Below are 12,786 nucleotides of genomic sequence, written 5' to 3'. Positions count from 1 at the left end.
CCGCTGCCCCGCCCGCCGGCACAGGCAGTGCGCCGCCGGCGCTCCTGGCGCAAGCAACTGCGCGCCGCCGCCCTCGCCCTGCTGGTGCTGCCGGCCGCCGGCTACCTGGGCTGGCTGCAGGGCTGGGTGCCGGACAGCTACCACCGCTACCAGGCCGACGCCACCCTGCGCAAAGTGGTCCTGCCCGATGGCAGCGAGGTCGAGCTGAACCTCAATACCCACCTGACCTACGCCAACTTCCGCGACATGCGCCAGGTGGTGCTGGACCAGGGCGAGGCCTACTTCCACGTCAGCCACGACGCCAGCCACCCCTTCGTGGTGCGCGCCGCCAGGGGCACCATCACCGTCACCGGCACGCGCTTCGACGTGTGGAAGTACCAGGACCAGGTCACCGTGACCGTCACCGAAGGCTCGGTGCGGGTGCGCAGCGGGAAGGACGGCAACGACAGCAGCCTCACCCCCGGCATGCAGGCCAGCTACCGCGCCGGCATGCTGCAGCCGCTGGTGGCCAGCGCCGACCCCGCCCAGGTGCTGGCCTGGCGCGACGGCCGCCTGGTGCTCGACGACCTGTCGCTGGCCGCCGCCCTGCCGCTGATCAACCGCTACCTGGACGCCCCGCTGGTGCTGGCCGACCAGGCGGTCGCCAGCCTGCGCATCGGCGGCACCTACCGCACGCGCAACCTGCAGGAACTGGTCAACGCCCTGCCCCGGGTGCTGCCGGTCGAGCTGCAGCGCCAGGACAACGGCAGCATCCGCATCAGCAGCCGCTACGCGCAGTTGTAACAGCGTGCGGATAAAGCTCCGCCACCCCTACCGGCGCTAAATTTCCCCGGGCATCATTCGTCTTCCCGAAAGTGCATGCCTGGCCGCGCCCCCGCGGCGGCAGGCCTCCCAAGCCCTGGCCGGAACCCTGAATGAAACGCCCCCGCCGTACTGGTCGCGCGCTGCTGGTCGCAGCCTTCCTCACCTCCCTGCTCGCCGTCGCCGCCTGGCAGTTCCTCCCCGGCACCGACGGCCTGGTCACCGCCCCGGTCGCCCGCGGCGACATCGAAAGCAGCGTCACCGCGCTGGGCACCCTGCAGCCGCGGCGCTACGTGGACGTTGGCGCCCAGGCCTCGGGGCAGATCCTCAAGCTGCACGTGGAACCCGGCGACGAGGTCAAGGAAGGCCAGTTGCTGGTGGAGATAGACCCCTCCACCCAGCAGGCGCGGGTCGACGCCGGCCGCTACTCCATCGAAGTGCTCAAGGCGCAGCTGGCCGAGCAGCGCGCCCAGCACCTGCTGGCGCGCCAGCAGTACCAGCGCCAGCAGCGCCTGGCCGCCGCCAGCGCCACCCGCGAGGAAGACGTGCAGACCGCCTACGCGCAGGTGCAGGCGACCCAGGCGCGCATAGACATGTACCAGGCGCAGATCCACCAGGCCAAGGCCACCCTGCGCAGCGACGAGGCCGAGCTGGGCTACACGCGCATCTATGCGCCCATGTCCGGCACCGTGGTGGCGGTGGATGCCCGCGAGGGCCAGACGCTCAACGCCCAGCAGCAGACGCCGCTGATCCTGCGCATCGCCAAGCTGTCGCCGATGACCGTCTGGGCCCAGGTCTCCGAGGCCGACATCGGCCGCGTCAAGCCGGGCATGCCGGCCTACTTCACCACCCTCGCCGGCGAGCAGCGGCGCTGGAGCGGCACGGTGCGGCAGATCCTCCCGGTGCCGCCCAAGCCGCTGGACCCGAACAACCAGGAAAGCACCAGCAGCGGCTCCGCCAGCGGTTCCAGCGGCAGCGGCCGGGTGGTGCTGTACACGGTGCTGGTGGACGTGGACAACAGCGACCACCAGTTGATGGCGGAGATGACCGCCCAGGTGTTCTTCGTCGCCGCCACCGCCCAGGGCACCCTCACCGCCCCCGTGGCCGCGCTGCACGAGGACGGCAACGGCGGCCGCCACGTCTGGGTGGTGGGGCGCAACGGCAAGCCGGAGAGCCGCAAGGTCGAGACCGGCATCAGCGACCGCCTGCACGTCCAGGTGCTGTCCGGCCTCAAGGAAGGCGAACGCCTGCTGATGGCCGCCCCGGACAATGGCGAGGGCTGAATGAACGAAACCCTCCAGGACGTCCCGCTGATCGAACTGCGCGACGTACGCAAGCGCTACGGCGGCGACGGCAGCCCCGAGGTCGAGGTGCTGCGCGGCATTTCCCTGAGCATCCATCCCGGCGAGTTCGTCGCCATCGTCGGCGCCTCCGGCTCCGGCAAGTCGACGCTGATGAACATCCTCGGCTGCCTCGACCGCCCCAGCAGCGGCCGCTACCTGTTCGCCGGGCGCGACGTCGCCGAGCTGGACAGCGACGAGCAGGCCTGGCTGCGCCGCGAGGCCTTCGGCTTCGTGTTCCAGGGCTACCACCTGATCCCCTCGGCCTCGGCCCAGGAGAACGTCGAGATGCCGGCCATCTACGCCGGCATCCCGGCCCTGCAGCGCCACGGCCGCGCGCGCCAGCTGCTGGAGCGCCTGGGCCTGGGCGAGCGCACCGGCAACCGCCCGCAGCAGCTTTCCGGCGGCCAGCAGCAGCGGGTGTCCATCGCCCGCGCATTGATGAACGGCGGCCACATCATCCTCGCCGACGAACCCACCGGCGCCCTGGACAGCCACAGCGGCGCCGAGGTCATGGCGCTGCTCGACGAGCTGGCCGCCCTGGGCCACGTGGTCATCCTGATCACCCACGACCGCGACGTCGCCGCCCGCGCCAAGCGCGTCATCGAGGTGCTCGACGGCGAGATCGTCAGCGACAGCGCCAATGGCGCGCCAGCGCACCCGGCCACCCCCGGCCTGCGCGCCGAGGAACTGCGCGAGCGCCTGCTGCAGGGCAGCGCCGAACCCGCCGGGGCCTGGCGCGCCGAGCTGCTGGAGGCGATCCGCGCGGCCTGGCGGGTGATGTGGCTGAACCGCTTCCGCACCGCCCTCACCCTGCTGGGCATCGTCATCGGCGTGGCCTCGGTGGTGGTGATGCTCGCCGTGGGCGAAGGCAGCAAGCGCCAGGTGATGGCGCAGATGGGCGCCTTCGGCTCCAACATCATCTACCTCAGCGGCTACTCGCCGAACCCGCGCACGCCCATGGGCGTCGTCACCCTGGACGACGTCGCGGCCATCGCCACCCTGCCCCAGGTGAAGAAGGTCATGCCGGTGAACGGCGGCGAGCTGGTGGTGCGCCACGGCAGCCTCGACTACCACGCCTACGTCGGCGGCAACAACACCGACTTCCCGGCCATCCTCAACTGGCCGGTGAGCGAAGGCAGCTACTTCACCGAGCGCGACGAGGCCAACGCCGCCACGGTCGCGGTGATCGGCGCCAAGGTGCGCGAGAAGCTGTTCGGCGCCGCCAGCCCGATCGGCCGCTACATCCTCATCGAGAACGTGCCCTTCCAGGTGGTGGGCGTACTGCAGGCCAAGGGCTCCAGCTCCGGCGACCAGGACGCCGACAACCGCATCGCCGTGCCCTACTCCGCTGCCAGCATCCGCCTGTTCGGCACGCGCAACCCGGAATACGTGATCATCGCCGCCGCCGACGCGCGCCGCGTGCACGAGACGGAAAAGGCCATCGACCGCCTGATGCAACGCCTGCACCGTGGCCAGCGCGACTACGAGCTGACCAACAACGCCGCGCTGATCCAGGCCGAGGCGCACACCCAGAACACCCTGTCGCTGATGCTCGGCTCCATCGCCGCCATCTCCCTGCTGGTGGGCGGCATCGGGGTGATGAACGTGATGCTGATGACCGTGCGCGAACGTACCCGCGAGATCGGCATCCGCATGGCCACCGGCGCGCGGCAGAGCGACATCCTGCGCCAGTTCCTCACCGAGGCCACGCTGCTCTCGGTGGTCGGCGGCCTGGCCGGCGTCGGCATCGCCCTGGGCATCGGCGGCGCGCTGCTGCTGGCCAAGGTGGCGGTGGCCTTCTCCCCGGCGACCATCCTCGGCGCCTTCGCCTGCGCCCTGGGCACCGGCCTGGTGTTCGGCTTCATGCCGGCGCGCAAGGCCGCCCGCCTCGACCCGGTGGCCGCCCTGGCCAGCCAATGACGGATTTCCCGATGAAAGCCCTGAGCCTATTGCCCGCCTGCCTGCTGCTGGGCGCCTGCGCCGGCGCCCCGCAATCCCTCGACAGCGGCATAACCACCCCGCCCGCCTGGCAGTACGGTGCCGGCGATACCCGCCGCGGCGAGCTGCAGCGCTGGTGGACGCGCTTCGGCGCCCACGAGCTGGACGGCCTGGTCGCCCGCGCCCTGGCCAACAGCCAGGACCTGGCCGCGGCCATCGCCCGCGTCGACCAGGCCCGCGCCAGCGCGGTGATCGCCGGCGCGCCGCTGCTGCCGGAGGTCAATGCGCAACTGGGCGCCGGGCGCGAGAAACTGCTGCACGGCGCCGGCTACAGCGGCATCGACGCCAGCGAGGACAACGAGGCGGTGGACACCTTCACCGCCAGCCTCAGCGCCAGCTACGAGTTGGACTTCTGGGGCGGCCGCCGCGCCGCCTACCGCAGCGCGCTGCAGAGCCTCAAGGCCAGCGAGTACGAACGCGCCACCGTGGAGCTGACGCTGGTGGCCGGGGTCGCCGACGCCTACCTGCAGGTGCTGGCCCTGCGCGAGCAGCAGCGCATCGCCCGGCTCAACCTGGAGAACGCCGAGCAGGTCCTGCGCCTGGTGCGCAGCCGCCGCGAGGCCGGCTCCGCCACCGAACTGGAAGTCGCCCAGCAGAGCGGCCTGGTCGCCGCCCAGCAGCGCCAGCTGCCACTGCTGCAGCAGCAGGAACGTGATGCCCAGGTCACCCTGGCCACCCTGCTCGGCGAACCGCTGCCGGCCCTGAAACTGGGTGGCCAGCCGTTCGACAGCGTGCGCTGGCCACAGATCGGCGCCGGGCTGCCCAGCGAGCTGCTCACCCGCCGCCCGGACATCGCCCGCGCCGAGGCGCAGCTGGCGGCGGCCCAGGCCGACGTGCAGGTGGCCCGCGCCGCCATGCTGCCCAGCCTGACACTGACGGCCAACCTGTCCTCCGGCGCCAACCACGCCTCCGATCTGCTGCGCACCTCCTACTACGACCTGGGCGCCAACCTGCTCGCGCCCATCTTCAACCACGGCCGCCTGGGCGCCGAGCGCGACCGCCGCCTGGCGCTGCAGCGCGAGCTGCTGGAGAACTACCGCAAGGCCATCCTCGGCGCCTTCGCCGACACCGAGCGCTCGCTCAACGGCATCGACGGCATCGACCGCCAACTGCACTGGCAGCAGCAGGAACTGGAACAGGCGCAGCGCGCCTTCGAACTCTCCGACAGCCGCTACCAGGCCGGCGCGGAAACCCTGCTCACGGTGCTGGATACCCAACGCACCCTCTACCAGGCGCAGGACGCCGCGGTGCAGTTGCGCCTGGCCCGCCTGCAGGCGACAGTGGGGTTGTTCAAGGCCCTGGGGGGCGGCTGGGACGCCGCCGCGCCCCTGGCGCGCAACAACCCCTGATCCGGCCTTCGAATCGCGGACAGAGTCCGCTCCTACGACCATGCTCGACCGTAGGGCGAATAACCGTTCGCGGTTATCCGCCGTTAGCCCGAACACCGATGCCCTACGGGTTGCAAGGGGGCGGCGTAGGATGAGTTGAGCAAAACCCATGCAGTGGCGGTGATGGGTTTCGCTTCGCTCAACACCATCCTACGGGTGTTTCCCTTGCAGCCCCGTAGGAGCGGACTCTGTCCGCGATTTGGATTCACCGGCCACGCCGGACGCCCCGCTCAGCGCTGCGCCAGCTTGAGATGGCGCGCATACCACGGCCGCCGCGGTGCGCGTTCTAGCCAGCCCTTGCGCTCGTCGTCCTCGGTGAGGATGACGCGCAGCGCCAGCTTCATGGTCTCCACATCCAGGGCCACGTCGCTGCTGCTCGCCTGCAGGTCGGAGAGGCCGCAGCCGTGGGTGGCCGGGCCCAGCCAGGGGTCGTCGATCTCCACCCAGCGGCCACGGGCGAACCAGGGGGTGCCCTGGACCTCGGCGCGGCGCACCTCGCCGGGGTGGAAGCGCTCGTGGGCGCGGAACCAGTCGTCGATGCGGTCGTCGATCCAGCCGTGGAAGCACCAGAACACAGGGTTCACGTGGGACGAGAAGGGGTCGCCGAGGAAATCGTTCTCGCGCAGGAACCAGCGCGGCGCGAAGTCGGCGTAGTTGCGGTCGGTCATCAGCGGCGCGCCGTTGGACGGGTCGCGCGTCACGCTGGCCCAGCGCATGTGCAGCCAGTCGTGCATGCCCAGCTCCAGCTCCGAGCCGAACTGGCCCAGGGTCAGCTTCGCCAGGTAGGCCGGGTCCTGGTACTGCGATTCCCACACCTGGAAGTTGCCGTGGTAGGCATCGGCGCTCTTCAGGCCGTGCAGCCACTGGCTGTATTCGTCATCGTCGGGCGCCACCCAGGCCGGCGGCACCGAGCAGCCGTCGGCGTTCTCGAAGTAGCGGATGAAGCCGGCGCGGTCGTATTCCAGCGGCACCGCCGGTGGCGGCAGGCGCGTCCAGGACGGCAGGTCCTGCAGCGAACGGGCCTTGGCCAGCATGCGGCGGTGCATGAACAGGAAGTCGACGCCGGAGGCGTTGCGGTCCTTGTGCCGGCCGCGGGCGTCGCGCTCGGCGTCCAGCGGCCCGGGCTGCCAGCCCACGCCGCGCAGGGCGTTGCGCTGGGCCTCGTCGAGGTGGTGCCACTTGTCCCGCGAGGCGTGCCAGAGCTGGTGGAACAGCCGGTGCCGGGGCGAGACCAGCCAGGCCAGCAGCGCCTCGTTGAGCGGCAGGCGCTCGCGGGCCAGGGGAAAGGGGCGCTTGCGGGCGACGAAGCGGCAGTCCTGCTGCGGCAGGGCCAGGTCGCGGTCCAGGCGCTGGAGGCGGCCGCTGAGGGTGCCGTCGCCGGCGTTGGCGAAGTTGTCCCACACCTCGTCGAACACGGTGCTGCACTCGTGGCTGGGCGTCGCGCCCTCGCCCAGAAGGCGCCAGCGGATGTTCGCCGAGCTGGCGCCGACCAGGTCGCCCAGCACCCGGTAGCGCGGCGGTTCCGTGCCGCGCAGGCGCTCGGGGGTATCCAGCCAGCCGATCAGCCCGCGCCCGCGGGGGCCGCAGTCGAGGATCAGCTGCAGGCCTTCGGCGGGCAGGCCCGGCAACCCGAGCCCGGCGTCGAGCAGGCGCAAGTCCCAGATGCCGCGCAGGCGGTCGGCCAGGCGCAGCTCGGCGCCGGCGCTGGTTTCCAGGCTGGCCTCGCCGGGCGTCTCCGGCTCCCGCGCGTCCAGCTCGCGGCGCTGCAGTTCGCGGTAGCCGAAGTAAGCCGCCGTCGGCAACGCCGCCGCCCCCGTCACTGCCAGGGCCGCCATGAAACCGCGTCGAGAAACCGTCATCGTCCGTCCTGTGTCCGTCGCCAAGCAGGCTGTACCGAGGCTAGAACGGTCGGCCCCGGGGCAAATTTAGCGCCGCGGCCGCGCTAAATTTCCGCCCGCACGCCTCGTCCTCCCCCACAGGCGATGCCCTGCCCCGGGCTGCCACCCGACTCCAACGCTGACTGGGACGGCAATGACTAGCACCCGCACGAAAAAGATCCTCTGGCTCACCCTGCCCCTGCTCGCACTGGCCCTCGCGGCGGGCGCCGCGGCCTGGCTGCTGCTGGTCCGCGCCCAACCCTACCCACACGAGGTGATGGCCCACGCCGAGGCGCTGCACGAGCGCATCCTGTCCTTCGACAGCCGGGTGACAGTGCCCCTGGACTTCGGCACCGAAGGCCACGAGGCCGACCGCGACGGCCCCTCGCAGCTGGACCTGGTCAAGGCCGGGCGCGGCCGCCTGTCCGGCGCGGCCCTGGCGATCTTCGGCTGGCCGGAGATGTGGAGCGGCCCCGACGCCCCGCACAAGCCCACGCCGGGCTTCGTCGACGAGGCGCGGCACCAGCAGGAAATCCGCTACAGGATTCTCACCGGCATGGTCCGCGACTTCCCCGAGCGGGTGGGCATCGCCTACACGCCGGAGGATTTCCGCCGCCTGGCCATGGAAGGCAAGTTCGCCATCGTCATGAGCATGCTCAACGCCTACCCGCTGGGCGACGACCTGTCCCAGCTGGACCTGTGGGCGGCCCGCGGCGTGCGCATGTTCGGCTTCAACTACGTGGGCAACAACAGCTGGTCCGATTCCTCCCGCCCGCTGCCCTTCTTCAACGACTCGGCCGACGCCCTCGGCGGCCTCTCGCCCCTGGGCAAGCAGGCGGTGCAGCGGCTCAACGACCTGGGGGTGGTCATCGACGTCTCGCAGATGTCGACCAGGGCCCTGGAGCAGGTCGCCGCCCTGAGCCGCGCGCCCATCGTCGCCTCGCACTCGGCGCCGCGCGCCCTGGTGGACATCCGCCGCAACCTCAGCGACCACGAGATGCAGCTGATCAAGGACAGCGGCGGGGTCATCCAGGTGGTCGGTTTCCCGGCCTACCTGCGCCCGCTGAGCAAGCCCACCCTGGAGAAGCTCGACGCCCTGCGCGCGCGCTTCGACCTGCCGCCGCTGGCCGGCCTGGACTACGCCCTGATGCCCGGCGACCCGGTGATCGCCATCTGGCCGGAGAAGAAGTTCGGCGAGTACGCCAGCAGCCTCTACGGCATCCTCGACGAGGAGCCCAAGGCGGGCCTGGCGGACTTCGTCAACGCCATCGACTACACGGTGAAGAAGGTCGGCATCGACCACGTCGGCATCAGCTCCGACTTCAACGACGGCGGCGGCCTGGACGGCTGGAAGGACGAGAGCGAGATCCGCAACGTCACCGCCGAGCTGATCACCCGCGGCTACTCCGACGCCGACATCGCCAAGCTCTGGGGCGGCAACTTCCTGCGCGCATGGGGCGAGGTGCAGAAACGCGCCAAGCCTCCCGTCGCCAGCCGCTGACCCACGCCAAGGACATTCCATGAACGACCGCCGTACCTTCCTCAAGCAGGCCGGGCTGCTCGCCGCCAGCCTGCCCCTGCTGCAGGCTTCCGACCTGGCCCTGGCTGCTACCGAAACGGCCGGCAACGACAAGTGGCAGGCCCTGCGCCGGCAATTCGACCTCGCCCCGGACTACCTGCACTTCGCCAGCTTCCTGCTGGCCTCGCACCCGCGCCCGGTGCAGCAGGCCATAGATGCGCTGCGCGCGCGCTTCAACGCCAACCCCGGCGAGGCGGTGGACTGGGACCGCGAGGAGGTCTGGAAATACGAGGACGAGGTGCGCGCCCAAGCCGGCCGCTACTTCGGCGTCAAGCCGGCGCAGGTGGCCCTCACCGGCAGCACCACCGACGGCCTCGCCGCCATCTACGGCGGCCTGCTGGTGGCGCCGGGCAAGGAAATCCTCACCACCGTCCACGAGCACTATTCCACCTACACCACCCTGGAATACCGCCAGCAGCGCATGGGCACCCAGGTGCGCAAGGTTCCCCTGTTCAAGGACCCGCACCGGGCCTCGGCCGACGAGATCCTCGCCAGCATCCGCAGCAACATCCGTCCTGAGACGCGGGTGCTGGGCATGACCTGGGTGCAGTCGGGCAGCGGCGTGAAGCTGCCGGTGCGCGAGATCGGCCAACTGGTGGCCGAGGTCAACCGCAATCGCGACGCCGCCGACCGGATCATCTACGTGGTCGACGGCGTGCACGGCTTCGGCGTGGAAGACGCGAACTTCGCCGACTTCGGCTGCGACTACTTCATCGCCGGCACCCACAAGTGGCTGTTCGGCCCGCGCGGCACCGGCGTCATCATCGCCCGCGAGGAACAGTTGCAGGACCACCTGGTGCCGAGCATTCCCACCTTCACCCGCGCCGACAGCTTCGGCACCCTGATGACCCCCGGCGGCTACCACGCCTTCGAGCACCGCCTGGCCCTGGGCAAGGCCTTCGAGCTGCACCTGCAGCTGGGCAAGGCCGACGTCCAGGCGCGCATCCACCAGCTCAACGGCTACCTCAAGCAGCGTCTGGCGGAGCACGCGAAAGTGCGCCTGGTCACGCCGGCCAGCCCCGAACTCTCCGCCGGCTTCACCTTCTTCCGCGTCGACGGCCGCGACTGCGACGCCGTGGCCCGGCACCTGATGGCGCACAAGGTGATCGGCGACGCCGTGGACCGCGACGTCGGCCCGGTGGTGCGCCTGGCGCCCAGCCTGCTCAACGACGAGGCGCAGATCGACCGGGTGATGGACATCCTCGCCCCGCAGCTCGCCTGACCCGACTTCCCACTTCACGAGAACCGCCATGCACGCATTACCGCCCCTGGCCCTGGCCGCCCTGCTCCTGGCCGCCCCCGCCGCCTTCGCCACCGAAGCTCACAAGCCGGGCGCCGTGTTCAAGGATTGCAAGGACTGCCCCGAGATGGTGGTGCTGCCCGCCGGCAGCTTCACCATGGGCACCCCGGAGGACGAGACCGGTCGCCAGCCGGACGAAGGCCCGCTGCACACCGTGACCTTCGCCCGGCCCTTCGCCATCAGCCGCTACCAGGTCACCGCCGCCGAACTGGACGCCTACCTGAAGGCCACCGGGGTGCGCCTGGCCAACGGCGACACCCGCCCCGGCCGCGAATGCATCGCCGGCAAGCCGCGCTACAAGCAGGGCCCGCGCCAGCCGGCGGTGTGCGTCGACTATGAGGACGTGAATCGCTACGCCGCCTGGCTGTCGAAGAAGACCGGCCAGCATTACCGGATGATCAGCGAAGCCGAGCGCGAATATGCCGCCCGCGCCGGCAGCGCCGGGCCCTTCCCGTTCCCCTTCGACGAGGGCAAGGAGTACAGCATCGCCAAGCATGCCAATACCTACGGCGCCGCGGATGGCTACAACTTCACCTCGCCGGCGGGCAGCTTCCCGCCCAACGCCTTCGGCGTGTACGACATGCACGGCAACGTCTACGAGTGGGTCGCCGACTGCTGGCACGACAACTACGACGGCGCCCCCAGCGACGGCAGCGCCTGGATCGACAGCGACTGCAAGCTGGTGCAGATCCGCGGCAACGACTGGGGCGAGGCGCCGATCTTCTCCCGCTCGGGCAACCGCAACAATGCCTACAAGAGCGACCGCGGCGACTGGATAGGCTTCCGCGTCGCCCGCGAGCTCTGAAGGCCCGGCCGGCGGGTTCCCCCACCGCGCCCATGGCTAATTTTCCCGCGCCCGCGCTCGTTACCGGGGTGGGCGCCACTTCAACCTTCGCATCCCGTGCGTCGCGCCCCGACGCGCCGAGGTAACCCCATGTCCGCAACGCAGCGCAGCGCCACCCGGGAACTCCTGGGTATCCTCAAGCCCTTCTGGGCCGTCCTCGCCCTGTCCATCGCCCTGGGTGTGGTCGGCGGCATCAGCATCACCGCCCTGCTCACCGCCATCAACCGCGTGCTGAACGCCGAAGGCGGCATGACCCAGGGCATGATGTTCGCCTTCGCCGCCATCTGCGCCCTGGCCCTGCTCAGCTCCATCCTGTCGAACATCGGTACCAACTACGTCGGCCAGAAGGTGATCGCGCGCCTGCGCAAGGACCTCGGCGGCCGGGTGCTCTCGGCGCCCATCGAGCAGCTCGAGCGCTACCGCAGCCATCGCCTGATCCCGGTGCTGACCCACGACATCGATACCGTCAGCGACCTGGCCTTCGGCCTGCCGCAGCTGATCATCTCGCTGACCGTCACCCTCGGCTGCCTCGGCTACCTGGCGACCCTCTCCCTGCCGATGTTCCTGGTCGCCGCCGGCGCCGTGATCCTCGGCACCATCGCCCAGTACATCGCCCGCGCCCGTGGCCTGGCCGGCTTCGAGGAAGCCCGCGAGCAGGAAGACCTGCTGCAGAAGCACTACCGGGGCATGGCCGAAGGCGCCAAGGAACTGCGCATCCACCGCCCGCGCCGGCAGCGCCTGCACCGCCACCAGCTGGGCGAGACCGCCGACAACATCTGCCGCCTGCAGGTGCGCTCGGTGAACATCTTCCTCGCCGCCAGCACCTTCGGCTCGCTGCTGTTCTTCGTGGTGATAGGCGCCACCCTCGCCGTGCAGACCTGGTGGCCGACCAGCGACCGCAGCGTGCTCAGCGGCTTCATCATGACACTGCTGTTCATGAAGGGCCCGCTGGAAAGCGTGCTCGGCCTGCTGCCGCTGCTCAGCCGCAACCGCATCGCCCTGCGCCGCATCGCCGAACTGAACGACAGCTTCTCCAACCCCGAGCCCTACCTGCTGCTCGAAGGCGACGCCCGGGAGCCGGCCAGCGAGCCGCTGCGCACCCTGGAACTGCGCGACGTGCGCTACACCTACCCGGCAGTGGGCGACAACCCGGCCTTCGTCATGGGCCCGCTGAACCTGAAGATCGAGGCCGGCGAGATGCTCTTCATCGTCGGCGAGAACGGCGGCGGCAAGACCACCCTGATCAAGCTGTTGCTCGGCCTGTACGCGCCCCACGACGGCGAGGTGCTGGTCAACGGCAAGGTGGTCGAGGCCAGCAGCCGCGACGACTATCGGCAGTTGTTCACTACTATCTTCGCCGACTTCTTCCTGTTCGAGGAACTGATGGACGGCCAGCGCGACATCCCCGCCGAAGCCGCGCGCTACCTGGAGCGCCTGGAGATCGGGCACAAGGTCGGGGTGGCCGACGGCGCCTTCACCACCACCGACCTCTCCACCGGCCAGCGCAAGCGCCTGGCGCTGGTGCACGCCTGGCTGGACCAGCGGCCGATCCTGGTGTTCGACGAATGGGCCGCCGACCAGGACCCGACCTTCCGCCGTATCTTCTATACCGAGCTGCTGCCCGACCTGAAGCGCCAGGGCAAGACGCTCATCGTC

At 70.5% G+C, this 12,786-nt stretch carries 9 protein-coding genes; 8 read left to right on the top strand and 1 reads right to left on the bottom strand.

The window, feature by feature from the left end:
* The 4 genes from DK254_RS09275 to DK254_RS09260 form a co-directional block, all read left to right on the top strand.
* On the top strand, window positions 1-783 hold a 783-nt coding region (locus tag DK254_RS09275; protein WP_109933965.1), incomplete at its 5' end, for a FecR family protein.
* Between the two features lie 131 nt (window positions 784-914).
* Window positions 915-2,084: an efflux RND transporter periplasmic adaptor subunit gene (locus DK254_RS09270; protein WP_109933544.1), complete on the top strand. Its 1,170-nt coding sequence runs from the start codon at window positions 915-917 to the stop codon at window positions 2,082-2,084.
* Window positions 2,085-4,064 (top strand): MacB family efflux pump subunit, encoded by a 1,980-nt coding sequence (locus DK254_RS09265; RefSeq protein ID WP_109933543.1) that lies wholly within the window; start codon window positions 2,085-2,087, stop codon window positions 4,062-4,064. It begins immediately after the preceding gene.
* 11 nt (window positions 4,065-4,075) lie between these two features.
* Window positions 4,076-5,491 (top strand): efflux transporter outer membrane subunit, encoded by a 1,416-nt coding sequence (locus tag DK254_RS09260; protein WP_109933542.1) that lies wholly within the window; start codon window positions 4,076-4,078, stop codon window positions 5,489-5,491.
* Between the two features lie 269 nt (window positions 5,492-5,760).
* Here the strand turns inward: DK254_RS09260 and DK254_RS09255 are convergent, their stop codons facing one another.
* Complete coding sequence (locus tag DK254_RS09255; protein WP_109933541.1) at window positions 5,761-7,389, bottom strand: twin-arginine translocation signal domain-containing protein; 1,629 nt, start codon at window positions 7,387-7,389, stop codon at window positions 5,761-5,763.
* 172 nt (window positions 7,390-7,561) lie between these two features.
* On the opposite strand from DK254_RS09255, the gene pvdM reads away from it, so the two are divergent.
* The 4 genes from pvdM to DK254_RS09235 form a co-directional block, all read left to right on the top strand.
* Window positions 7,562-8,908 (top strand): pyoverdine-tailoring dipeptidase-like protein PvdM, encoded by a 1,347-nt coding sequence (gene pvdM, locus DK254_RS09250; protein ID WP_109933540.1) that lies wholly within the window; start codon window positions 7,562-7,564, stop codon window positions 8,906-8,908.
* 19 nt (window positions 8,909-8,927) lie between these two features.
* The gene (gene pvdN, locus DK254_RS09245) at window positions 8,928-10,208 is read left to right on the top strand and encodes a pyoverdine-tailoring periplasmic protein PvdN (RefSeq protein WP_109933539.1); all 1,281 of its coding nucleotides are present in this window, start codon (window positions 8,928-8,930) and stop codon (window positions 10,206-10,208) included.
* A gap of 28 nt (window positions 10,209-10,236) precedes the next feature.
* Window positions 10,237-11,091: a formylglycine-generating enzyme family protein gene (locus tag DK254_RS09240; protein WP_109933538.1), complete on the top strand. Its 855-nt coding sequence runs from the start codon at window positions 10,237-10,239 to the stop codon at window positions 11,089-11,091.
* A 129-nt stretch (window positions 11,092-11,220) separates the two neighbouring features.
* The coding region (locus DK254_RS09235; RefSeq protein ID WP_109933964.1) for a cyclic peptide export ABC transporter at window positions 11,221-12,786 on the top strand (1,566 nt) is incomplete at its 3' end.

This window comes from Pseudomonas sp. RW407, assembly GCF_003176655.1.
Lineage (GTDB): Bacteria > Pseudomonadota > Gammaproteobacteria > Pseudomonadales > Pseudomonadaceae > Pseudomonas > Pseudomonas delhiensis.
This window is presented reverse-complemented; position numbering and strand designations above follow the sequence as displayed.

Bases quoted from the DNA above. Each gene is read 5' to 3' on its own strand.
- DK254_RS09265 (WP_109933543.1), top strand. From the start codon at position 2,085: ATGAACGAAACCCTCCAGGACGTCCCGCTGATCGAACTGCGCGACGTA.
- pvdN (WP_109933539.1), top strand. From the start codon at position 8,928: ATGAACGACCGCCGTACCTTCCTCAAGCAGGCCGGGCTGCTCGCCGCC.
- DK254_RS09240 (WP_109933538.1), top strand. From the start codon at position 10,237: ATGCACGCATTACCGCCCCTGGCCCTGGCCGCCCTGCTCCTGGCCGCC.
- DK254_RS09260 (WP_109933542.1), top strand. From the start codon at position 4,076: ATGAAAGCCCTGAGCCTATTGCCCGCCTGCCTGCTGCTGGGCGCCTGC.
- pvdM (WP_109933540.1), top strand. From the start codon at position 7,562: ATGACTAGCACCCGCACGAAAAAGATCCTCTGGCTCACCCTGCCCCTG.
- DK254_RS09270 (WP_109933544.1), top strand. From the start codon at position 915: ATGAAACGCCCCCGCCGTACTGGTCGCGCGCTGCTGGTCGCAGCCTTC.
- DK254_RS09255 (WP_109933541.1), bottom strand. From the start codon at position 7,389: ATGACGGTTTCTCGACGCGGTTTCATGGCGGCCCTGGCAGTGACGGGG.